Annotated in this window: 19 protein-coding genes; 11 read left to right on the forward strand and 8 right to left on the reverse strand. The window is 42.0% G+C overall.

The features are described 5' to 3' along the window. The first annotated feature begins 840 nt into the window (after window positions 1–840). From DSBG_RS08565 to DSBG_RS08595, 7 genes are all read left to right on the forward strand, one after another. Window positions 841–2,358, forward strand: a complete 1,518-nt coding sequence (locus DSBG_RS08565) for a CehA/McbA family metallohydrolase domain-containing protein (RefSeq protein ID WP_068963730.1) — start codon at window positions 841–843, stop codon at window positions 2,356–2,358. 650 nt (window positions 2,359–3,008) lie between these two features. Then, window positions 3,009–3,701 carry a response regulator transcription factor gene (locus DSBG_RS08570; RefSeq protein ID WP_068963731.1) on the forward strand — a complete coding sequence of 231 codons (693 nt, stop codon included), beginning with the start codon at window positions 3,009–3,011 and terminating at the stop codon, window positions 3,699–3,701. Next, window positions 3,668–4,954: a sensor histidine kinase gene (locus DSBG_RS08575; protein WP_176716228.1), complete on the forward strand. Its 1,287-nt coding sequence runs from the start codon at window positions 3,668–3,670 to the stop codon at window positions 4,952–4,954. Before DSBG_RS08570 ends, DSBG_RS08575 begins: the two co-directional genes overlap by 34 nt. A gap of 496 nt (window positions 4,955–5,450) precedes the next feature. Next, window positions 5,451–6,614, forward strand: coding sequence for a UDP-galactopyranose mutase (glf, locus tag DSBG_RS08580; RefSeq protein ID WP_068963732.1), 1,164 nt, complete (start codon window positions 5,451–5,453; stop codon window positions 6,612–6,614). A 56-nt stretch (window positions 6,615–6,670) separates the two neighbouring features. Further along, window positions 6,671–7,690 (forward strand): glycosyltransferase family 2 protein, encoded by a 1,020-nt coding sequence (locus DSBG_RS08585; protein ID WP_068963775.1) that lies wholly within the window; start codon window positions 6,671–6,673, stop codon window positions 7,688–7,690. Window positions 7,691–7,734: 44 nt separating this feature from the next. Then, a complete protein-coding gene (locus tag DSBG_RS08590; protein WP_068963733.1) occupies window positions 7,735–8,688 on the forward strand; it encodes a lysylphosphatidylglycerol synthase domain-containing protein in 954 nt (317 codons plus the stop codon). A gap of 13 nt (window positions 8,689–8,701) precedes the next feature. Next, window positions 8,702–9,718, forward strand: coding sequence for a glycosyltransferase family 2 protein (locus DSBG_RS08595; protein ID WP_068963734.1), 1,017 nt, complete (start codon window positions 8,702–8,704; stop codon window positions 9,716–9,718). 418 nt (window positions 9,719–10,136) lie between these two features. Here DSBG_RS08595 and addB read toward each other — a convergent pair whose 3' ends face one another. Next, window positions 10,137–13,784 carry a helicase-exonuclease AddAB subunit AddB gene (gene addB, locus DSBG_RS08600; RefSeq protein ID WP_242877492.1) on the reverse strand — a complete coding sequence of 1,216 codons (3,648 nt, stop codon included), beginning with the start codon at window positions 13,782–13,784 and terminating at the stop codon, window positions 10,137–10,139. A gap of 28 nt (window positions 13,785–13,812) precedes the next feature. Continuing rightward, window positions 13,813–14,751, reverse strand: a complete 939-nt coding sequence (locus DSBG_RS08605; RefSeq protein ID WP_068963736.1) for an N-acetylglucosamine kinase — start codon at window positions 14,749–14,751, stop codon at window positions 13,813–13,815. A gap of 165 nt (window positions 14,752–14,916) precedes the next feature. On the opposite strand from DSBG_RS08605, the gene DSBG_RS08610 reads away from it, so the two are divergent. Beyond that, window positions 14,917–15,642, forward strand: a complete 726-nt coding sequence (locus DSBG_RS08610; protein WP_068963737.1) for a polysaccharide deacetylase family protein — start codon at window positions 14,917–14,919, stop codon at window positions 15,640–15,642. 157 nt (window positions 15,643–15,799) lie between these two features. On the opposite strand, the gene DSBG_RS08615 is transcribed toward DSBG_RS08610, so the two are convergent. The 6 genes from DSBG_RS08615 to DSBG_RS08635 form a co-directional block, all read right to left on the reverse strand. Beyond that, window positions 15,800–16,648 carry a YitT family protein gene (locus DSBG_RS08615; protein ID WP_068963738.1) on the reverse strand — a complete coding sequence of 283 codons (849 nt, stop codon included), beginning with the start codon at window positions 16,646–16,648 and terminating at the stop codon, window positions 15,800–15,802. Window positions 16,649–16,928: 280 nt separating this feature from the next. Continuing rightward, the gene (locus DSBG_RS08620; protein WP_068963739.1) at window positions 16,929–18,185 is read right to left on the reverse strand and encodes a DUF4349 domain-containing protein; all 1,257 of its coding nucleotides are present in this window, start codon (window positions 18,183–18,185) and stop codon (window positions 16,929–16,931) included. Next, on the reverse strand, window positions 18,185–18,694 hold the full coding sequence (locus tag DSBG_RS08625; RefSeq protein ID WP_068963740.1) for an RNA polymerase sigma factor: 510 nt from the start codon (window positions 18,692–18,694) through the stop codon (window positions 18,185–18,187). Before DSBG_RS08625 ends, DSBG_RS08620 begins: the two co-directional genes overlap by 1 nt. A gap of 300 nt (window positions 18,695–18,994) precedes the next feature. After that, window positions 18,995–20,425 carry a cardiolipin synthase gene (gene cls / locus DSBG_RS08630; protein WP_068963741.1) on the reverse strand — a complete coding sequence of 477 codons (1,431 nt, stop codon included), beginning with the start codon at window positions 20,423–20,425 and terminating at the stop codon, window positions 18,995–18,997. Window positions 20,426–20,647: 222 nt separating this feature from the next. After that, window positions 20,648–20,785: a hypothetical protein gene (locus tag DSBG_RS22400; protein WP_176716229.1), complete on the reverse strand. Its 138-nt coding sequence runs from the start codon at window positions 20,783–20,785 to the stop codon at window positions 20,648–20,650. Window positions 20,786–21,009: 224 nt separating this feature from the next. After that, window positions 21,010–21,375 carry a hypothetical protein gene (locus DSBG_RS08635; protein ID WP_068963742.1) on the reverse strand — a complete coding sequence of 122 codons (366 nt, stop codon included), beginning with the start codon at window positions 21,373–21,375 and terminating at the stop codon, window positions 21,010–21,012. A 177-nt stretch (window positions 21,376–21,552) separates the two neighbouring features. Between DSBG_RS08635 and DSBG_RS08640 the strand changes: the two genes are divergently transcribed. The 3 genes from DSBG_RS08640 (at window position 21,553) to DSBG_RS08650 (ending at window position 23,282) form a co-directional block, all read left to right on the forward strand. Beyond that, window positions 21,553–21,864: a heterodisulfide reductase-related iron-sulfur binding cluster gene (locus DSBG_RS08640; RefSeq protein ID WP_348980967.1), complete on the forward strand. Its 312-nt coding sequence runs from the start codon at window positions 21,553–21,555 to the stop codon at window positions 21,862–21,864. Between the two features lie 173 nt (window positions 21,865–22,037). Continuing rightward, window positions 22,038–22,718: a Crp/Fnr family transcriptional regulator gene (locus tag DSBG_RS08645; protein WP_068963744.1), complete on the forward strand. Its 681-nt coding sequence runs from the start codon at window positions 22,038–22,040 to the stop codon at window positions 22,716–22,718. A 72-nt stretch (window positions 22,719–22,790) separates the two neighbouring features. After that, window positions 22,791–23,282: an OsmC family protein gene (locus tag DSBG_RS08650; protein WP_068963776.1), complete on the forward strand. Its 492-nt coding sequence runs from the start codon at window positions 22,791–22,793 to the stop codon at window positions 23,280–23,282. The last annotated feature ends 73 nt before the right edge of the window (window positions 23,283–23,355 follow it).

Below are 23,355 nucleotides of genomic sequence, written 5' to 3' on the forward strand. Positions count from 1 at the left end.
TAGTCTGAATGTAAAATAAAAGAGATCCGATTACAGTTAAGAAGATTGTTAAAACAAAGTAAGCCGTTGCTTGAGATACATAAATAGTATAGTTATAAGTATTTGCATGTCCCGAATTGAGGACTAACATTTTCGAATAGCCCATTCTATAGAACAATAAGGAAGAAAGATAACAAATAACTGTTACTTTTGGCACTATTACACCTCCACACAACGACACATCGCCCAATTTCCCTTGATGCACTCGGTTCATCCTCCCATATGTATGAGTTTGTTCCGGAACACTGGGCCTTTATTATGCCGATTCTCCAGTACGTATATTTTGTTTACAGAACCTATGTTCTTATTATAACCGCATCTTGTGTGAATATCAATGCAAAAATCTCTCTTGCGCAAAATTATATCAGCCTTCTTTACAAAATCGTTGATAATTAGATTCTTTGAATGGTGGTACTCACTAATTGCAGTTTCTTTTCTCCCTTTCGTTTCAGGCATAAAATTAACGCCTCTAGTTTAAAGGCGTTTAGAAGCATTAGCTAATTGCACGCAGAAGGCACCGCCCTACTGCTTCATATCAAGTACCGCAAAAGGTTCGGTAAGGAAGGGTTGATTGCGCAGGTGGTGTGGAGTAATCAGCCTGTTGGGGAGAGTGCGCGTAGGGGTTTGAAAGAACATCAAGAAACATATATGAGGCCACCTGAGATTTTTATCTTTACAGAAACTAACATTTATTTAACAATTTTTTACATGATATTTATATTAAATTTACATTCATCTTTTATAATACTATTATCCAAACTTGGAAAAGAGTTGTAATAAAGAAAGGGGATTAATTAACTAATGAAAAGAAACCACAGACTCACGGTATTTTCCCTAGTTTCGACTATGGCCTTTTGCCTCGTTACCGGCTCATTAGCTTTCGCTAACAGTAATTCTAATGTTTCAAAAGATGGAAAATGGGTGGCTGGAGATTTTCACAATCATACTTATCTGACGGACGGAAGTAAAACAGAGGCAGATGTTCTGAATCACGCTTTTACTCAATATGGACTGGATTGGTTTACTAACTCCGAGCATGGGGGCGCTTTCTCCAGAGATGCAAACGGAAGCCAATTTACTATGGATACTCCAAACGCTTTATTGAGTACCGATAGCAAATATTATTTATGGCGCTGGGCAACATTGAAGGATTACTCTTACCCGATTATTCAGGCAGCAAGAAAACAATATAATGACAAGATCCTGCTCCAGGGACTTGAATGGAATGTTCCTACTCATGAGCATGCTAGTGTCGGTATTGCAGCCGATGAGCCAACTGCGATCAGTAAGTTTGAGTACATATTTGATCAAAACGACAAAGACACCAGTAGGGCCAGCGAAGGGCTAACTAAAGACAATACTACCGCACAAAGTGCCGTAGATGGTGCAAAATGGCTGGAGGATAACTACCCCGACAGCAGCTATTTTGTTCTCGCCCACCCTTCGCGGCAACAAAAGTATTCTATAGCTGACATTCGTGATTTTAACAACGCTGCTCCTGATGTTGCCTTTGGCTTTGAAGGACTGCCCGGTCATCAGAAGGAAGCTAACAGGGGTGGTTTTGGCAATAATTTTGGCAGCAATACCTACAAGGCTAGGACATATGGCGGTGCCGACTACATGATCGCTAAAGTTGGAGGTCTTTGGGACGCACTCCTCGGTGAAGGCCGCCATTTCTGGAACTTTGTTAACTCCGATTTTCACAATGAAGCTGGCGATTTCTGGCCAGGTGAATATTGTAAGACCTACTCCTTGCTCAAAGGCGATGATCCCAAATCAGTAGTTGCAAGCCTACGCTCCGGCAACTCCTTTGCTGTTCATGGCGACCTGATCAATGCCCTTGATTTCAGTATCAGCAGCAAAAACAACGTAGCTGTGATGGGGCAAGACCTAGAAGTTGAAAAGGGGGACAACGCCCAAATCACAATCCGCTTCAAAAGCCCGGAAGTAAACAATAATGGAGATAAGCCCGTTGTTAGCCACATAGACCTGATTGCCGGTGATGTAACCGGTAAAGCTCAGCCCGGTACTGATGAATACACCAAAGATACAAATGAATCCTCGAAGGTAATCGCAAGCTTTGACAGCAAGTCCTGGAAAAAGGATAACGGATGGAACGTAATTGTTTATAACTTGAAAAATGTTGAGAAAAATCAGTATTTCCGCCTGAGGGGTACAAATCTAGCACCAAATACACTGAATGAAACCGATGCAGAGGGCAACCCCCTTGTGGACAGTCTGATGGGTGATAATAATGAGAACAAGGCTTATGCTGACCTGTGGTTCTATTCTAATCCGATATTTATTCAAAGCAAATAAGTTTTTGTAACTCTTTATGTTAAAAGGTTTAAAAGTCTTAAAAGTCTTAAAAGTCTTTGATAAAGAACCCGGTATCCCCGGGTTTTTTATTTTTCTAATTTTACTTGTCTCGGAAATCCATCCTGTTCTTTCGTAATACCCTACGAATATGTTCCTACGGACGAAGCTGGTCCTACAAAATTGTTCTAAATTTTCATCCAAACTCGGAGCTCTTGCTACAAGCGACTTCCAACTGTGCATTTTTCCATACATGAAAATTAATTACCTCAGATTCTGGTAATTTATTTTGCGCAAGATAATTAATAATGCTCCGGGAAACCATAAGTATGATAAACTTAAGACTTGTAGGTTTTCCCTAACCACTCGCTTAAAAGTAAAAGAATAAAAACAGAAGCGATAGGTTTGTTTGACTTAAGAATGGTTTAAACAAGTGATGCGTATAGCCCATTCCTGATTCAGATAGGAATGGGCTACTATTTTGAGATAGTAACATAATGTTGTAAAGGCCTACTCAGATTATAAATATGTGATTTCGTTATTGAATGACTACCTATCTATACAGAATGCTATCTAATTTACCTTAGAAAAGATAACCACTTTTTAAAGAAATTTAAAGAAAAGTAGGTTAAGATTATTAGGAGGTGATTTTAATGAGGTTATTACTAGTCGATGATGAACAAAGGTTAGTAGGCCCCTTAGCTTATATTCTGAGAAAAAATAATTACGGTGTTGACCTAGCCTATGACGGGGAGACAGGTCAAGCAATGGCCGAAACTGGTGTATATGATTTAATTGTTCTAGATAGGATGCTTCCTTATAAAGAGGGAGTAGAGGTTTTAAAGGAACTTAGAAATAAAGGGATTATGACTCCTATAATCCTATTAACAGCCAAAGATTCCGTCGAAGATCGAATCGATGGGCTTGATGCCGGTGCCGATGACTACCTAATAAAACCATTTTCGACGGATGAATTGATGGCCCGTATAAGAGCATTGTCCAGAAGAAAAGGAGTTAAAATAACTGGGGACAGAGTTGAGGTATTTGGCCTGGTACTTGACCCTCTTGGTTGTGAGGTAACGGACGGAACGAATAACGTTAAGCTCACCTATAAGGAATCGTTATTACTTGAACTTTTCATGCGTAATCCTTCTCAGGTGATATCCAAGGAACAAATCCTAGATCGGGTTTGGGGATTAGACTCTGACGTAGAGTTATCTAATGTTGAAGTATATATCTACTATTTACGGAAAAAAATTAGTTTTATTTCATTTAAAAATTGTTCAATAGAAACGATTCGGGGTGTAGGTTATTGTTTAAAGCGATTAAAAAGTTTAGCTCGTTGAGACTAAAATATATATTTAAAGGCGATAAGCTATTCGATTCTTTGAGATTAAGGCTTACCTTATCAAACATTATAATTATGACCATTCTCTTAATGCTATTTGTCATAAGTACCTATTTTCTTATGGAACATCAAATTTTCAACCAATCGGAACAATTAGTACAAAATATCGCAACTGCCATTGAGTCCAGTTCAGCGCAACAACTGGAACAGTTTGATAAGGCAGATTATTTTTATATTAAGATAAAGGAATCTGGCGAAATTACGCAAGCCTTTTCAACGAACCCACACTTCGGTCCAAAGGAACTAAGTGAGTTCGCTGAAGGGATTCTAAGAAAGAAAAGTAGTAAAGGGGATTTTGATTGGCACGATCTCTCTTTTACCTTTCTCAAAGTCCCTCAAAAACAACAACAAGGTTTACTGATCGTTTCTGTAGGTCTAAATAGAGAACTAATGGTTCTTAAATTTTTACTGGCAGCTCTTTTTATAACTGGTCTTATCTGCTTAGGATTAGCGTTTTACTCTAGCCTATACTTAGCCAATAGAGCATTAATTCCGATTAGAAAGTCTTGGCAAAGGCAAAAAGATTTTGTAGCAGATGCCTCGCACGAATTACGCACTCCCTTGGCAGTAATCCAAACAAACCTTGAATTGGTGATGGGCAATCCGAAAGAAACCGTAGAAGAACAGGAAGAATGGTTAACAAATATAAAGATTGAAGTGTCTCATATGACTAGACTAGTGGAAGACTTATTGTTCTTGGCCAGAGTTGATTCTGAACAACAGTTACTTGAAAGAAGTAATTTCTCCTTAGACAGAGCTATTAATCAGGTCGTCAAGCCGTTTATACCTATGGCAAACAACAAAGGTATTGAATTAAAGATTGAGGTTGAGCCAGAAGTGGACTTTTATGGGGATGAAAAAAGAATAAGCCAACTCATACTTATTCTAGTTGACAATGCCATTAAACACACTCCAATTAATGGTGAAGTTAGATTAAAAATGTGGGTTGTCGGTAATGATGTAGATATTTTAGTATCTGATACCGGCGAAGGAATCGAAGAACAACATTTAGATAAAATCTTTGAGCGCTTTTATCGAATTGATAAGGCCAGAGCTAAAAGTATAGAGGGTACAGGGCTTGGTCTTTCTATTGCAAATTGGATTGTTAAAAAGCATAAAGGCACCATTAAAGTCTCTAGTATTCCGGGAAAAGAAACCGCTTTTACAATTCGGTTACCAAAGGAAAATTAATTACTCTCTTTCTCTTTTATCACTGTTGAAGCTAGAGGTTAATATCCCATTCTTCTCCAAGTATTTACGCCTAATAGATTAACCGTAGTCCCTTCGATCAATCTATTAGGCCAGGTGATTAGTATGAAATTTAAGCTGTTTTTAAGCTGTTTTTAAGATAACTATGCTAATTTGTTAGATATAAGGATATAGAGAGAGGGTATATGATTGGGATTAATTATGAGCAAGAACACTGGTGTTGCCTTTTTTACATTAGTTTTAATTGCATCTACCTGGTACCACATAAGAAAAGTTAAACAGCAAACTAATGAATCTAATAATTGAAAGGAAACGAAGAAAATAAGAGTCTTCAAATTTTTCATTGAAGAGATTATAATAGTGGAGGAAAAACAACATTAAAGGCTTGCGTAAAGTTTTGATATAATTCCGGTTCTTGTATATAACTCGCAGTCATTGTGTTAAATGATAATAATATAAGATGTAAGGTAGAATAAACATGAAAAAAATCGAAATGTATGATTGTCTAGTCGTAGGCTGCGGCATGGCAGGCACAGTTATAGCGCGTGAACTGGCGGAACGGGCAGGTAAAAAAGTACTAATCCTTGAAAAGCATGACTATATAGGTGGGAATGCCTGTGATTTTATGGACGAAAACGGAATTTTAGTACATCGCTATGGTCCCCATATCTTTCATACGAACTGCAAAAGGGTATTCGATTATCTATCCCGGTTCACACAGTGGCGGAATTACTCTCACGAGGTAGTTGGCAATATCTACGGGCAGCTTCTGCCCATTCCTTTTAATCTTAATTCCCTCCATTTAGCCTTTGAGCCTAGCAAAGCAGGGCGTATAGAGCAAAAACTGATCGACATCTATGGCTTTGGCAGCAAGGTGCCCATATTGGATCTGCGTCGACAGCCCGATGCAGAACTTGCACAAATCGCAGATTTCATATATGACAACATATTTCGCTATTACACTCAAAAGCAATGGGGACTGGCTCCCGACGAAATCGATTCTTTGGTTACCGCGCGCGTCCCTGTATTTATCTCCTATGATAACCGCTACTTTCAGGATACCTATCAAGGTATCCCTGCCCAGAGCTATACTTCACTTTTCGAGCGCATGTTAAATCATCCCAATATTGAGCTCCGTCTTAATTCTGATGCACACAAACTACTCCGGCTGGAATCAGGAAAAATATTTTTTGACGGTTGCCCGTTCAACGGCACTGTACTATACTCTGGAGCGACAGACGAACTGTTTAACTGCCGATACGGACGCCTGCCGTACCGGACTTTGGATTTTGTTTTTGAAACCCTCAATACCACATGGTACCAGTCCAAGGGGACTGTGAATTATCCTGTTGACCAAGAATATACCCGGATAACCGAATTCAAGCACCTCACCGGACAAGCTCTAGACGGACGAACTACTATAGTTAAAGAATATCCACGGGCATATATGGGTACCGACAGCGAGACCCCCTATTACCCGATCCAAACGCTTGAAAATCTCACCCTTTATGAGCGATATCGGAAGCTTACGGACGAATTTCCACAACTGCACTTAATGGGCCGGCTTGCAGAGTACAAATATTACAACATGGACGCTATAGTTAAGAAGGTCTTGGAGCTTGTTGACGTCTTACTATTGTGATTAATTTAGTTAATTACTTTTTATGCCAATTAAAGCAGCAGAACGGAGCACACAGATTGAGAATAATTACATTTGCCATACCATGCTACAATTCAGCGGCTTATATTGAGCGCTGCATTGATTCACTTCTTCCGTGCGGCAATGATGCGGAAGTTATTATTGTAAATGACGGTTCTACCGACGAAACCGGAAAAATCGCGGATAAATATGCCGTGCGATACCCTGATATAATACGGGTGATCCATCAAGAAAACGGCGGACATGGCGAAGCAGTCAATGCTGGCTTAAAAAACGCTTCCGGTCTTTATTTTAAAGTTGTCGATTCAGATGACTGGATCGATGGCCCGGGTATGATTCAGGTACTGAAAACTCTTAAAACTTTAGTAAGTGCTAACTCCGCTCCTGATATGATGGTCTGCAACTATGTCTATGAAAAGTTGCAGGAAGGGACCAGGCACGTAATTAATTATAATAATGTCTTTCCTTGCAATAAGATATTTTTTTGGGATGAGATGAGGAAGTTCCCCCCGTGGAAATATCTTCTAATGCATTCATTGATTTACAAAACACAACTGCTTCACAAATGTGGTCTTGTATTGCCAAAACACACCTTTTATGTAGACAATATTTTTGCCTACCAGCCACTGCCTTTTGTGAAAACAATCTACTATCTGGATGTAGATCTTTACCATTATTTTATCGGGCGGGAAGATCAATCTGTCAATGAAAGCGTAATGCTAAAAAGAATTGACCAGCAACTCCTGGTAACGCGCATATTGATAGGTTGTCATAACCTCCCTGGTAGCATATCAAGTAAAAAGTTGTCCAGCTATATGCTTAGCCATTTAGCTATTATGATGACAATTTGCACAGTTTTCTTGAGAATTTCCGGCACAAAGGAAGACAATGAGAAAGAGAAAGAACTTTGGGCTTTCCTTATTAGTAGCGACAATGGTCTGTACCGACATGCGATCAGTAGGTTTTTGAGAATGGTTGCAAACCTACCTGGAAATTCCGGCAACAAAATTACCATTGGCTTATATAACATTGCTCGTAAAGTCTATAAATTTAATTAACGGATATATAATCTACAGAATTATTGAACCAAGGGAGTAAGTGAATGCCCATTAATACAAAACTAAAGCTGTTTATAGGTATAGCCATCACCGCGATCATTGTTTATTACTCGATCGGAGCACTCAAAGGCTTGCATGTAGGCCAACTTTTCCGTGCGAACATCAATTTAAGCCTTACTGTGGTTTCAGTGGCAATCTATGCATATGCCAATTATGTTCGTGGACTTGCCTATACACGTGGTATTGACCGGGACATGGACAGAATGACGGCCCTACAAATTGTGGGGTTAGGACACGCTGCTAACATGGTTTTGCCGTTCCATGTCGGTGAGGGTCTGCGGGCGGCTTTTTTCCCGCCAGGGTACAGTGCCATACGTCGAACAAAACTGCTGATTATTCCGGCCTTTGCAGATTTTGCTGCCATTATGATGCTTTCAATTCTCGCAGTTCCATTTGCCGGTTTTAAGGACCAAAATTTGTTAGAGGCCCTGTGGATTCTTACATTTCTTTGTATTGCTGTGTTTATATTGTTTGTGATTCTAATCTTTTTGCTGCCACGTCTTCACAGCTATATCGATGAATATCTAAATTTTGACACAGTGAAAATGATGTTTTGGGTAGTCCTTTCATGGATTCTCTTGCTCGTGTCGACTTGGATTGGACTTGTGGCTTTCGGCTTCCCATGGGTGGCGTCCATTCGCATGTCGCTTGCCGTATTTGCCGCAACCAATATAATCAATTTTATACCGGCCACACCAGGTGCCATCGGCCTTTTTGAATACGGGACAATTCTGGGCCTTGGGGGTCTGGGAATTGATCAGACCACGGCACTGTCAGCGAGCTTGTTGTTGCATCTGATACAGTATGCTGCACTCCTGCCTCTGGGCATGTTCCTTTACATTAAAGCCCTTCACGGTCAATATGGAGAAGCACTCAGCAAAATGTGGTGTACGAATCGGCAAAAGAACACTAAACTGAAACTAAAACGGACAAAATGAAGATAATCTGGAGATGAATACTATTAAACTTTTATCAATTGTCGTACCGTCATATAACTCGCAGGACTATCTTCGCCACTGCCTGGATACGTTAGTGCTGGGCGGGCAGGATGTAGAGGTTATTGTAGTGGATGATGGTTCCGCAGATAACACGGCGGAAATTGCCCGCGAATACTGTAGTCTCTTTCCCGGAATTGTCCGCCTTGAGCAGAAAGAAAACGGTGGCCATGGTTCGGCAGTCAACCGCGGCCTAGAGGTGGCCACGGGGACTTATTTCAAGGTTGTCGATAGCGACGACTGGCTGGATATTTCGGACTATATATCTGTGCTTACGTTGCTGCGCAGCATTGGCTCCGTAGACCTGCTTATCACTAACTATGTTTACGAATATTCCTACAACGGAAAGCAGAAAGTCATGCGCTACAGTAATGTTTTTCCACAGGGCAAAGTAATTTCATGGGATAGTATGCATCGTTTTCGCTTTGACCAGCTTATGCTCATGCACTCCATGTTTTACCGGACGGAATTGTTGCGACAGTGTGGCCTTAAGCTGCCCAAACATACTTTTTATGTGGACAACCTTGTCGCCTATCTACCTCTGCCCTATGTAAAAAGCTTGGTTTATTTGGACTGTTCTCCATATCACTATTTAATTGGTCGGCCTGGTCAATCTGTTAACACACAGGTTATGATCAAACGGATTGACCAGCAGATTAAGGTGACGTGCATGATGATTGAAGCGTACGATGTTTTCAATGACATTCAATGTGTGAATCTTAGACGGTACATGCTTCTCTATCTTTCAAGGATGGTAGCCATCACTCTTACTCATATCTATATTGCTGAGGACAAAGGGCTTTATCGCAAGGCAGACGATCTTTGGGACTTCATCAGGCGAAAGGATGAAAAGCTGTATGCTGAACTGCGTCGGAGTTTTGTTAATTCTGGCATAAGTTTAGCGAGGAAAATCAGCCCACGCATTATAGCTCACGTCCTTAATCTTATCAAACACATCTATAAATTTAGTTAATAATGAAGCAACACCCCGGTTTATACCTTGATGTATCATTACTAAAGATAAAATTAGTGATTCCATTAAGCCATAATGTAACTAGGAAGTACAAGAAGTTGGCAGACAAAGCACTGGACTAAAAAAGTACAGTACTTATCGCACCATGGCTCTGCTCAGTGGGTTACAGCGGGTGGGATCCGAAAAAGGTCATGGAATGAAGGCGAAAATGCGTTGGTTGAGAAGTTCTCAACCAACGCATTAAAATATTGTTTATCTAATTCTTCTTTTTCCTTTAATGGCTAAATAATTGAGACAGTTCCTAGAATTCTTGTGAATCGGAAGAGGGACTTAGTGACAAACGACTGACGCAAAATCTTAATTTCTGTTCTTCACTAAGTCCGCTTTTGTCCTTTAAGACAATTCTGAGCTTGATGATTTATGGATTTTCCTCCTCCACCCCATCGAGACGCTTCCAGATTTCGTCTTGCTTTAAAGTTGGCAGGTCTCGGTATTGGTTTTCTGGCAGATAGGGGTCAAAGTGGCAAACAGGCTTATAAGCACAATACTGGCATCCAGTGTTCTTCCCTCGTCGGTAAGGGGAAAGCGAGATATCACCATTTAATATCTCTTCACCTGTCTGGCGAAACCACTGCCGAAGGTAGTCTCTGAGCCGGGAAAACTGATCTTCGGTCAAGATATTCGAGCCTTTTTTGAAGGTCCCGTCTTTTTTTAATTTGATACTGAGTAAATCAGATTGTCCGGTAGAAAAGGAAGAATCCATGGCTTCTAAGACACGTGGATTAGCTAATAAATACCCACTTACTTTAACGGCCTTGACACGGTGCTGTTCCAACTCTTCCGAGCTGAGGGGGATTTTTTCCTCTAGCTGGGGTTCCAGCACAGGAAAGTACAGGAAACCTGCGGGAGTTTTCTGCAGTATAAAGTTGTTGTCCCTGCCTGCTGCTACTTCGGTATCTGCGTTTTCTGAACTTGTTTCTAGTGAGGGCAAAGCCGAAGTCGTATTAAGCAAGACTTCAGCTCCTTGTAAGGCGACATCTAGATAAGTGAGTAATTGAAGGTTTAAACCATAATAAATTGAATCCAGTGCTAGGGATATTTCGCGGGATTTGTAATCGAGGATTCGCAAATACACCTTTCCGTCTAAGAAGGCAGCATCGACACGGTCGATTTGCCCACATAGAAGTAGTGAATCGTCCTCTGACAACGGGATGTCTACCCCAGGGAGGGTTTCCGTTGGGCCGAAACCCACTTCTAGCTGGATCGGGATAAATACCCCTCGACGAGCATGCTCGCCGAGTACTCTAACAGCGTGATGAACGGTGCGTTTGAGTTTATGAGTTAAATAGCGGTAGCGAGCGCTACTTAGGAGGATCTCGTGTTGGAGACTAGGGGCGAGTTGTTCCGCTAGTTCACTGACAAGTGCCCACGATTCTTCCTTCGTCAATTTTCCCCAATCTAAGCCCCGCTCCTGTAATTGAATGGCAAAATCATGCAGGAGAGTATGGAAGAATTCACCCATATCCGGACTGGAAAGCTGGTATGTGGGCCTCTCACGCAACTTCAGACCGTATCGGGCATAATGTCCAAAAGGACACTTGGCAAATTGTTCCAAACGAGATACGCTAGCCTTTAGGCGTTTACCGTATAAACGTCGTGCTAGCGGGCGTTGAATCTTATCTTCTTGATTTTGAACCTGAAGACTGGACTGTAACCGTTGCACTTGATTTTTGTGGATAGGATCTTGAATCAGCCACATTTCAGCAGCTTTCCAGAGGGGAGAAAGCGGTTCTCCCTGACGAACTGTGCGCAGCTGTTCAGCATAGGTTTGAAGGGCAAAATCTGCTTGACTAATACGTTCAATGTCTTCCTGATTTCCTAAGAAGCTCTCCGTAAGCGGGTAAAGGTTCTTAAGTCGTGTGACTATAGGTGAAACCGCCAGTCCTTTCCCCTCTTCATCTGTCAGGGGATAACACACAATAAGTTTTTCGGTAGCTCTAGTGAGTGCTGTATAGATAAAGAACTGCTCTTCAAAGGTCTGAGTTTTCCCTTTCGGGGCAAGAGTGATTCCTGCCTCCTCTAATTGTTCCCTTTCCTCGGCATCAAGTAGGCCATCGGAGTTAGGTCGAGCAGGAAGAATGCCCTCATTAGCCCCTACAAGAAAGAGAACCCGCACTTCAGGATTTCGTGAACGATCCAATGAGCCTACCAAAACCTGGTCAAGCCCAGGGGGAATCAGCCCTAGTTCGATCGCTTCTATTCCAGAAGCAAGAATTAAGGTATAGTCCTCAAGCTCTAAATATTCTTCTCCCAATCCAGCAACTATTTCATCCAAGACCTGAATAACGGCTTCCCAGATTTGTTCGTGTAGCTTGGCCTCGCTAAGTTCTCCACTTTCTTGAGCCTTTTGCGACCATGTCCTTAAGGTTGCAGGAACATCAAGTCTTTCTAAGAATTCATAGAGAGCTTCGGTAACTTCCCGTACCGTTAATCCGTTAGCTTTTTTACTGGGTTGGACCCTTTGAATAAATGGGGCTATCGAGTCATAAACAATCTGTCTAGAGGAATTAAGCTTCGCTTGAAACTTTATCTCGGTAGCAAGTTGGGCTTCGTTTTGCCCTAATGACCATTGACGATGGTATTTCCAGGCTACGTTCCTGTTCCAGCCTTCTCCGTGTATTCCATGTTCGATTACGTAGTTTTCCAGACAATCGATGGAATCTCGCTGAAGTGGGAAAAAGTCCGTCTTCAGGCAGCGAAAAAGTGGTTCATAAGCCCAATGACTCTCCGCCACTTCCGGTAAGGATTGAATCAGCTCAATTAAGGGATGATGCAGGACAGAACGTTTGTGATCAAGAAAATGTGAGATCTCATAAGCCGTAAACACCTGGGTAATCAGCTCGTGATACCCAGTGAGGTCGCGAGTCATGACCGCCATCTCATTCCAGCACATTCCCTCATCCCGGGCTAAACGACGCAGTTCTCGCGCAACACCTTCCACTTCAGCTCTTCGGTTGACGGCTGAAAAAATCCGAATCCCATCCCCCAGAGGATTTTCTGGATTAATCGAAAATCCAGCGAGATTGGACATAGGTGAGGGAGAAGGAACCTCCCCGTAAGCCACGGTCGGATATGTAAAAAAATACTTTTCTAAATGCCAGAGCCAGGGATGTTTATAGCGTTCCGTACTTTCAAGTAAGACGGGAGGGTGTAAATGGATAGCTGTCTCGGCAACAAGGCGTTGCAGGTCCTGATAAGTCTGCCAAGGACCTGCAAATAACTCCTCGCCCACTTTAAAGGGTCCCGCTTCCAGCTGGCGCTCATCTGCAAGTAAAACTGGATCAAGTGGAGACGTTATAACAACTTCATTGGCCGTGATCATAATCATTTTTAGAACGTCTAACTCTTGAGGGGTAAATCCTGTAAAGCCATCTACCCATAAGCGTGCCCCTTGGATAACGGGTGCGTAAGGTATCTTTTCTGCAAGAATCGACAATTCATCATCCGGATCACGGATTTCATGGCCTAAAGCTGTTTGAAATTCTTCGTAAATAAGAGCTATGTCTTGAAGCTTATCCAATAAAAGTTGATTCGAATTTTTAATTTTATGTAAATCGTTTGGAGTAATGCGATAAATTTTAAACTCTCCAATTGTTTGAGCTAGGAGATCGGCCATACCAGGTCGGGTAGAGGTTCGGGCGAACGCTTTTAAATGAAGACGATGCTTTAAAAGGATTCGCCGCAGAAGCATCCGTTTTCCAATCGCACCGATTAGAACTTTTTGCCCTCCCCCGGTTTCAGAAAACACTCGCCAACCCAGTCGTCGAAAGCTCAAGACTTGGGCTCGTAAACTTCCGCCTAAATCAGGTGTATTGGCTAAAGTCACTTCCATCTGATAGGTCGCCTGCTCGGGGACGAGGAGAATCAGTGGTGCACCCCATGGTTTCAGTCGAAGTTCGCTACGGATTTCTTCCAAGCATAGGGTGCTCTTGCCACTTCCAGCTCGACCGAACACAAAACGGACACCCAAAATAAATCGCTCCCTTCCAAAGGACATCTTGTTCATAATTTAAAAAAGGTTTCATTCTGACGATTTAAAATGCAATGTGTCGGACTTGGCTAACCATGCTTAAGAGAGCAGCCCCAACGGATGGAGGATAGTTCGGCTTAAGTATTTGAACAGTAGGAAATTCTTCTTGAATAGTGGCCAGTAAAGACGGTTCAATAAAACCGAGAATATGTCTGATTCCTCCGACTAACCCCACTTCTAAGCCATGAGTTTTCCGCAGTAGCGCTCTCGTTAATAAACCTAAAGCTTGGCCTGACTCATCGAGAATTAATTTGGCGATATAGTCTCCCATCCGAGCGGTCTCAACAACTACTGGAACCAAAGCAGCCACTTCTTTGTTCGTGCGGTTAGGTTGGTAGAGCCAGTAGCTGATCTCAGGCACTTGTGCTAATCCCAAATGTTCAGTAATCTTAGTTTCTAATAGGCTTTTAGGACCGTACCCATCGTAGGATGCAACCGCTGCAGCTAAAGCTTTACGTCCAATATCATAGCCACTACCTTGGTCTCCGATGAGATGTCCCCATCCGCCTACGCGAAAAACCTCACCCTCAGTGTTTACACCTAAGGCAACTGCCCCTGTTCCAGACGCTAAAACATTTCCGGAGAATTTTCCTCGAACGGACATTAAAGCCCCAAAGGCATCGTTCTCTAGGACCACAGGAACCTCTTGTGATGAGACTGTTTTCAGGGATAAGGCTTTTAAGTTTTGTTTCAGGCCGTCGGCCATAATATTCCAGTCTTCGGGGGTGTCAATACCGGCAAGGCTGATTCCGATTCCTTCTAGTGTATCACCTTGTAAGGCATCACGAATCCCCTCTACAATATGCTGGACAGCTTGCTCTATCCCGACCGCATGGTAATTGCTCGCTGGTTTGCGCAGGCAGCGTAGCACTTGATCCTTTTGATCCAGTGCGACAATCTCTGTTTTACTGCCTCCGCCGTCAACCCCGATTTTAATTTTCAAGCTATCACTTCCCTATTCTCAATTGACGCATCCAATACCAGCTTTTTCTACAGCTTCTTAATGGGGTCGATTCGTGCCGTACAGAACGTCTTTTTGTATGATTATGCATGGAACCTATGGTTCATCAATAGGTATATATAGAAGCCGATTTTGGGGGTGAATAACGTGCGTATTTATGTGTTAACTCGCTTTAAGCTTGCCTTAGTGATTTTGTTTCTAATTGCCGTGGGAGGTTTACTCACCATCACTCAGCGTTCAATGTCAACACCCTCTCTGGTTCGGACTCCTGGTACCTATTATATGGCTCATACTCAGGAAAAAGTTGTAGCACTAACCTTTGATGATGGACCAGATCCGACAGATACGCCCGATGTGTTGGATATCCTTAAAGAAAAGAAAGTTCAGGCGACATTCTTTGTTTTGGGGCAGGCGGCTCAATCTAACCCGGCTCTGTTAAAGCGCTTAGTTAACGAAGGACATGAAATCGGAAACCATAGCTTTAACCATGATTATCAGCAACGCCATTTAATTGAGGAAATGAATCAAACAGACCAAGAAGTTTTTGCTGTAACCGGTGTCCACACTTATTTTTACCGCCCCCCAGGCGGGTTCTTATCTGAGCGTCAACTCGCTACTATCAAAAGAAATGGGCAAGTCGTGGCCCTTTGGAGTGTGGATAGCAAGGATTGGCGTAACCCAGGGGTAAAACAAATCGTGGCTAATGTTACGAAAAATGTATTTCCTGGTGCAATTGTCCTTCTGCACGATGGTGGTTACCAGCGTATTCAAACAGTTAAAGCGTTGGGTCCCATTATTGATTCTCTCCAAGCTAGTGGTTATCGTTTGGTCACCTTAAGTAAGCTCAAAACGATGGATTGTGAAATTAAGTAGCGGGTTTTTCCTCAGAGTTAAATATTGTGGTCTCCGCTTCAAACTTCGCTGGTTTTAATTTTGGAATGGAATTTAAACCTTCGTTATAATTCCGATCGATAAATTATCTTTTGGAAATTAGAATCCTGCATGTTCTAAATATATAAAAGTAAATAAACTACTCGTTTGTAACAAATCCTCTGCCGAGGACTTCACCGGCATTTTGGACAATCATAAAGGCTAGAGGATCTACTTCTCGCACAGCTTGTTTTAGGCGACCTATTTCTGGTAGACTGACGACACAGATGATTACGTTCTTTGGTTCGTTAGAGTACGCGCCTCTTCCATGTAAAAACGTTGCCCCCCTACCTAAATCAATCATAATCCGGTCAACTAAGATTTCGGACTGGTCAGAAATGATGGTAATTGCTTTCGACGGAACTCCACTCTGTATTAAATCAAGTATACGACCATATACAAACAAGGTAACTAATGTGTAAAGTGTTGCTTTGGAGCCAAGTATTGCCCAAGAGATCATAATAATAACACCATTAATAGCAAGGGCAGATGTTCCCATGGGTACTCCATATTTACGCTGAATGACTTTAGATACAATATCTGTACCGCCTAAGCTGCCACCGAAGTGAAATACAAGGCTTGAGGAAATCCCGGAGATAACCCCTCCATAAAGTGCCCCCAGAAAAATGTCATTTAGGGCTACAGGCTGAACTCCTTTAAATAGGTCCAGCGATGTGGAAAATATCACCAAGCCCCAGATGGTTTTGAAAACAAACTGTTTGTTCACTTCACGCCAGCCTAGCACAAGCAAAGGAATATTTAAGAGAAAGGTCACAAGACCTATGGGTAATTTGAATGTATAGTAAAGAAGCAAGGCTATTCCGCCGACGCCACCTCCGCCTAATCCAGAAGGGACAATAAAACCCTGAACACCGTAGGCGGCAATGATGGCTCCGATTGTAATCCCAATGATTCCAAGGATAGACTTTGATCGCTGCGTTAATTTCAAGTGGTTACCCCCTATTACTGATGTCTCTTATCTTTTATCTTCTATCTCTTAATCTCTGATCTCACAGCATATAATTCATTATACAGACATTTGTCTTTTCAGTAAAGAATTGCTATGAGAGGGGTTATAGTATTGTTAAGGGCCAGGCATGAAGCAAACAAGAACTGGGCGTAGCGAAAGTTTAGTTTCGCTACGCCCCTGTTTCACGTCTCTTTGAAGTAACGCTTTCTGCCTTCTGGTCCGACTGGAATCTGAGAACGGTTAAAATGTCTGTTAGATTTTACTTCCGCCACACCCGGTATACTAACCACCCCAAAACACCGATGAGTAGAAAGGGTAATACATACCCCACCCCGACCACCAGATAATTAAGGACATTCCAAGTACTGCTAATGGTTTTCAGTACGGCATCCTGGGTCGCTTGCCAAGTTTTGCTCCAGGAGATTGGTTGCCATGGGTTTATGACATTGACGTTTGGGCTTTGAAGAGTGACGAGCTGAAGATTTACGGTGGAGTAATCCACTTGATTGTTCCAGAGTTTAAGCTGCCCTTTGAGTTGTTCTATTTGTTGACGAATATTGCCCAACGCGTTTTCTACTTTAAGAACGTCATCTACGGTTTTGGCCTCATCTAAGATTTCGAGGTAACGTTTCTCCTCAGCCTCTAAAGTTTGCAAGCGAACTTGGGAATCATAGTATTGGTTGGTAATATCATTGGCAAGCAAACGTTGATCGAGAATTTTGCCCCATGCAGAAAAGGAATCCTGTAAGCCATTAAGCTTAACGGCTGGAATTTTTAATGTCATCTGGGCAGATGAATGACTATCCACTCCACTTTGTTGGGATTCAGCAATATATCCACCGAGTTGTTGAACCTCCTGAGTGATCTGGGCAACAGTATCATCGATGGAATCCACTTCGAGAGTTAAAGTCAAATCGTAGGTGATTTTCCGGGGAATACCGGCATCAGCAGGTGGAACAACCGCTTGGTCTGGAGGCAGGGGTGCTATGGCTGCGTTTTTAGCAGAAGGGGCCGCCGAGCTAAATGAGGAATCCGTTTTCTGGTCTGCTGCCGCGTCCGGAGCTGAGCCATCGTAAAGCTTTCCTTTCATAACTGGTCCGCCTGCTTCAATCGAATTAGTCATCTGAGGAGCCCTAGCTACGGATTGGCTTAATTCAGCCTTATTGCCCATATGAGGGAAAATGTTCCATGAAGAATTCAGAGCACTTTGCCCGATGATCATTAAGATAGCTAGTCCGACGACCGAAAATCCGATTTTCCAGCGTTCGATTCCAGTCATTACCCTTAATTTTGCCTGGATTCGTTGAACTACTCCTGGCTTGTCGGTTACAGGAAATACATCTAAGGCTTCTTCTTGAGAGATTTTCTCAAGGGCCTTTTGTTTGATACTTTGCTTGATTTGTTCATTCTCCTCTGGAGCAGTGTCGATTATATGGAAGAAAGCTTTCATTCGCTTTAAATCACCATCCTCTTCCCAGAGGGACTCGAGATCCGTTCTCTTCGTAAACCTGTTCATCAGCCTCTTCCTCCTTTGCCCGGGTTTCCCTGGTAGATTTTACGGAAACCTTTCTTCGCTCGGTATAAAAGACTGTCTACTGCCTGTTGAGTTGTTCCTAAGATTTCGGCAACTTCTCCAGCACTAAAACCTTCGATCAAGCGGAGTTGGATAACATTGACCTGTTGAGGGGAGAGCTTTGCCAAGGCCTCTCCAACACTGAGAAGGGTTGTCCATGACTCACTTTGATCGGACTCCTGAGACAGAGGCATAGGTATTTCTTCTAAAGGTATCACTGGGATGCGTTTATGGCTCCGATAATAATCGGCGATCTGATGGGTAGCAATTTTTAAGGCCCACGATTTCAGAGCGGTTTTCCTTTCTATACTAGGTAAACCTCGCCATGCTTTTACAATAATTTCGGCTGCCACATCTTCCACATCCGACTTAGGCACGCGGATCGAAACAAATCGGTAGATCAAAGGAAATAATAGTTCATAGATCTCATCAAAGGACGAATCGGCCTCCACCTCGTCGTCAGCCTCCTTCCTTCTCGCTGCATACTCTTAATCTCTGCATATTGTAACGAAACCATCACATTGTCCATTTAAGATAGGTATGGCGTTACTATTTCTATAGACGTATCTGAAACGCCTTTTCTGATGGGGTTAATTGGTGAAATTTTAAAAACGAGAATTTTGTCTTGCATAACCTTAGTATGAAGGCAAACTAAAAGAGGATCGCATAATGTCATATTAGACAAAGATGTCATCCTCCTACAGTGTATCATTTTTGAATTCTGTATCTGGACAGGGTACTGAGTAACCAATCTATAAAAGTGGTGATAACAAACGGGCACTTGATTCTTTCCAGCGTTCCAAGGCAGGACGGGATCGAAAGGCCTGCAGGTCAAGCTCGCTACTGTCTTTAAAGTCCTGCTCAAAATCTAATCTTAGGCGATCAGCCAAGGACTGATCATATATAAAAGCGCAGATCTCGAAATCAATAAAAAAGCTCCTATTATCCATGTTAGCAGATCCTACAGAAGCGAGATGATTATCTATAAGGAAGATCTTAGCATGCAGGGTTCCTTTCATGTATTGAAAGATCTTTACGCCTGCTTGAAGTAATTCTAAAAAATAGGAGCGCATTGCCCAAAACGTCACTTTATGCTCGGGGATGCCCTGAACAATAAGTCGCACGTCAAGACCGCTCAGCGCTGCTGTTTTTAAGGCCATAATCAGGCTTTGATCTGGGACAAAATAGGGTGTTTCAATGTAGACGCTGTGCTTAGCCATTGCAATTGCGTTAAAGAAACCCTGCAAAATCGACGCCCAGTTGGAATCTGGGCCGCTCGCACTGATTTGAACAGGTAAAACATCATAATCATTGATCTGGGGGAAATACTGGGTACCTCTAATCTTTTGATGGGTCACAAAAAACCAATCATTGAGAAAAATAGATTGCAGGCTATGGACTGCTTCCCCTTCCAATTTTAGATGAGTGTCCCGCCAAAATCCTAGTTTAGCGTCGCGAGACAAGTACTCATCCCCAATATTGAGTCCCCCCATAAAACCTATACATCCATCAACAACTACAATTTTGCGGTGATAGCGGATGTTGAGCTTAGATGTTAAATAAGGAAACCGAATCGGAAAAAACCATTCAGCCTGAATCCCGGCTTGCCGCATACTGCGGACAAAACCCCCAGAAACTGAAACACAGCCCATTCCATCAAGCAGGACGCGAATTTCTACCCCATCTGTTGCTTTACGAGATAAAATTTTCAAAACATCTGCGCCGATTTCATCGTCTTTAAAGATATAGTAGCTGAGATGGATGTGATGTTTAGCTCCTTCTAAGGCATTAAATAACGCTTGAAATTTCTCTCCTCCGTTTAAGAGAATCTCAACTTGATTATGAACAGTCATGGAGGCGAAGCCATTGTTCAAGAGCAGACTGGCCAGTTTTTTTTCTGAGTCATTATTCGCTAGAGGTAAAATATCTTCCTGATTGGAGTCGCTTTGCTGCTGGTGAACCATTCTGGCCAATCGATTATCGGGGATATGTTTCTTATGAAATAATTGTCCCTGAGTTTTTTTGCCGAAGACTACATATAAGATGAATCCTAAGATAGGGAGAAGACCGAGCATACAGAGCCAAGCAACTGTTTTCCCTGGGTCTCGATTTTCCAAGAGTATCACCTTGCCAATAAGTATCACCTGCATGATGCTTAAAACCAGAAGACTAAACCAAACCATGATATCTCCGCCTATCTATACCGACTTAGCAATTCCAATCGATAATACAAAAGCTTTCGTTATTTGCATTATCAAAATATCATGCCACTGTTTAGTATGCACGGTTTTAGCAAGTTTTAGATATCAGGGTCGTAATCGACTGTAGTATGATTCTATAAATGACAACTCCAAAATGCTAACTTCTAACTGACAGTGAATTCTGGAATTCCAGTGACAAATAGTTTAAGGAAGCGACACTAGATTGCCGGAAGCGTTCCAGTTATAGTTTGTTGTTACTCCGTCAACAATTTTACTTTTTCTCAACCCATCGTGGTAATACGAATAGGTAGCAACCAAGGTGCCGCCTACTATTTTATTCACCTGAATTAACCTGTTCTCTGTTATCGTATTTGTAGCTATTGGTTCCGTCACTGGTCAAATTTCCATTACTATTATACGTGTATACGTGAATCCATTAGTGGTTATTTGGTTGGATTCATCGTAGGAATAGGTTTTAATCCCTTTCTTGGTTAAGTTTCCTATAGCGTCATAGGTATAATATTCTGTTACTTTGCTGCCGCCAACGGGAGTATTCGACCAACTTTTTAGTCTGTTAAAATTGTCATATACTCATGCACGCCAGCCCATGAGGTAACCTTTGGAGATACTCCCATCGGCATTATAACTATGTTATAATAGTTTTTATCGGGAAATTGGGAGTCTTGTATTTGAGTACACCAACCATTCCCTTGATAAAGGATCGTTTTCTTGACATTCGTCCCCGGATACTGGATTTGGAATAAGCGACCATTTTCATCGTAGTTAAAATAAAGGGTATTTTCATCCGGTAACGTAACTGACCTAAGCTTGTTATCGCTTCGGTACTGGTAGTTAACAGCACCTGTGTTGAACCTTTGTTGGTACCTGTTTCCTTCAACAAGTTGTTGTTTTCTTAGTGCAAACTTGTACACAAACCCTTGATGTTCCTAAGATGCTGTCAAGGATGAGTTATACTTATACTTTCGAAAAAAACAGAAAGAAAGACCAGCAGATTTAGTTTCCTTCTGGCCTAAAGAAAGAGACTATTCACTTATACATCTCGTGATCTAACGAATATCTGTAAGTTGTGAATTTCTCGTGAAAAAAGGATGTATCAAAGCTTGTGTTGCGGTCTTGTTTCAGCTTTCGACTTGCTCGCTTCGGTAGGCCACAGCGGGATGAAGCGCGTCCAGGAAGCTGAGCAGACAGGGGCGGAATGGTTGGTCACCAACAGTGCGGGTTGTGGCTCGCAGTTCAACGCCACCTGTCACGCCATGGGTACGCAAGTACAACAAATGGACTTGACCGAGCTCGTTGCCCGATGCTTGGGGATTCCAACCGTGGATCCGGCCCAGTGTGTGGAATTGCTTAAAGACAGTGTCATATCCCCAATTGTTGTGCCGGCTGAGGCTAGTAAATAGTACCTTTCCTTATCTAACTAAATGTACAGAAAAAAACCAAAGGCCCTCTCAAGTGAGGGTCTTTGGTTTAGTCAAACTTACTACTGCGAAATGGAGCGAATAAAATCTTCTAAAAAGAAAATAGCCATTTTGTTTTATGTTTAAATCATGAAAGAGAGGGGTGAAATTGGACCGTGTTTAATAATAACTTATATATTATAAAAAACATTCGCTTGTTTCCCACGGATGTTATGAGGGATATGCTGGAAAAAGGAGAAAGGGTTTTTTTCGGAAAAGGGGAACACGTTATTACCCCTGGAATGTTAATACAATCTGTTTATCTCGTAGAGACGGGCAATGCAAGTGTATACAAGCTTCATATTGATGGAAAGGAGTGTATTCTGGGATTAGTATCCCCAAGGGAGTTTGTAAATCTTTTAGATACTTTCTCTAGCAAGGAAACTACTATATTTTGTAAGGCTTTAACGGATCTATCCATTGTGAAAATACCAAAACAAGAAATTATAACAATTGTTAACGAAAATCCTACTTTGGCCATTAATCTATTACATTTCTTTTCGGAGCGGTACCAAGAAGTAATCGAGGTTTTAGAACAGGTGGCCTACGGTAAAGTGGAAGAAAGGTTAATTTTCTTACTTCGCAAACTGGCTGACCCTTTAGAAGGTGACGGAGACTGGTATCCTTTGCCGGTTTCCATAACGCATAGGGATTTAGCGGGTATGATTGCTTCCACCAGGGAAACAGTGACCTTATTGCTAAATAAATTACGGCAGGAAAACACCATTCGAATCGATAACAACAGAATCTGGATTTACTTAGACGAAACTCGATTAACAAAGTGTAATATTTGTTAATAAGGTAAGCCTCCTTACATACATGGAGCTTCCCACATGCTAACCTTTAAAAGGAGAGGAGATGAGCTTACAATGAATAATATTGACTTTAACATGTTAACGCAAACTATGAGTGCAATGAAGGTGGACCAAAATCTAGCCATAAAAAAATGGGTTGCGAAGATCCACTGGGTAGATGGCGTACAAAATCAAGTGGGGATAAGGGAATTTACCCCATTTGAAATGGATCAGCCAAAGCCTATGGGCGGAATGAATAAAGCCCCAAACCCTGTAGAATATTTAGTAGCTGCTGTAGGAGGATGTTTTGCAATAACCTTTCAAGTGTTAGCGAGCCAGCAAGGGATAAAGCTGGAGAATGTAGATGTCACAATTGAAGCCGATTTAAATGCCGCGGTGTTTTTAGGGATCGAGGAGGGCGATGGCGGGATTTTAAATCCGGTTATTACTTTAACGGTGGAGACTTCCGCGAGTAAAATACAAGTAATGGAAATTGCGAATATTGCCCTTCGAAAATCGCCGGTTTTGGCAAGTTTAAAAACGAAAGTAAATCTAGTAATACAGTAGATACTTGTAAATAGGTCACCTGATCTGCCGGGTGGCTTATTTTCTATTGCACGTACGGGTCCTTGTCGTGAAG

This window comes from Desulfosporosinus cupriresistens (genome assembly GCF_001707885.1).
Lineage (GTDB): Bacteria > Bacillota > Desulfitobacteriia > Desulfitobacteriales > Desulfitobacteriaceae > Desulfosporosinus.

Coding starts and splice junctions, on each gene's coding strand:
- DSBG_RS08570 (WP_068963731.1), top strand. CDS start 3,009: ATGAGGTTATTACTAGTCGATGATGAACAAAGGTTAGTAGGCCCCTTA.
- DSBG_RS08650 (WP_068963776.1), top strand. CDS start 22,791: ATGAATAATATTGACTTTAACATGTTAACGCAAACTATGAGTGCAATG.
- DSBG_RS08590 (WP_068963733.1), top strand. CDS start 7,735: ATGCCCATTAATACAAAACTAAAGCTGTTTATAGGTATAGCCATCACC.
- DSBG_RS08620 (WP_068963739.1), bottom strand. CDS start 18,185: ATGAACAGGTTTACGAAGAGAACGGATCTCGAGTCCCTCTGGGAAGAG.
- cls (WP_068963741.1), bottom strand. CDS start 20,425: ATGGTTTGGTTTAGTCTTCTGGTTTTAAGCATCATGCAGGTGATACTT.
- addB (WP_242877492.1), bottom strand. CDS start 13,784: ATGAACAAGATGTCCTTTGGAAGGGAGCGATTTATTTTGGGTGTCCGT.
- DSBG_RS08565 (WP_068963730.1), top strand. CDS start 841: ATGAAAAGAAACCACAGACTCACGGTATTTTCCCTAGTTTCGACTATG.
- DSBG_RS08640 (WP_348980967.1), top strand. CDS start 21,553: ATGTATCAAAGCTTGTGTTGCGGTCTTGTTTCAGCTTTCGACTTGCTC.
- DSBG_RS08595 (WP_068963734.1), top strand. CDS start 8,702: ATGAATACTATTAAACTTTTATCAATTGTCGTACCGTCATATAACTCG.
- glf (WP_068963732.1), top strand. CDS start 5,451: ATGAAAAAAATCGAAATGTATGATTGTCTAGTCGTAGGCTGCGGCATG.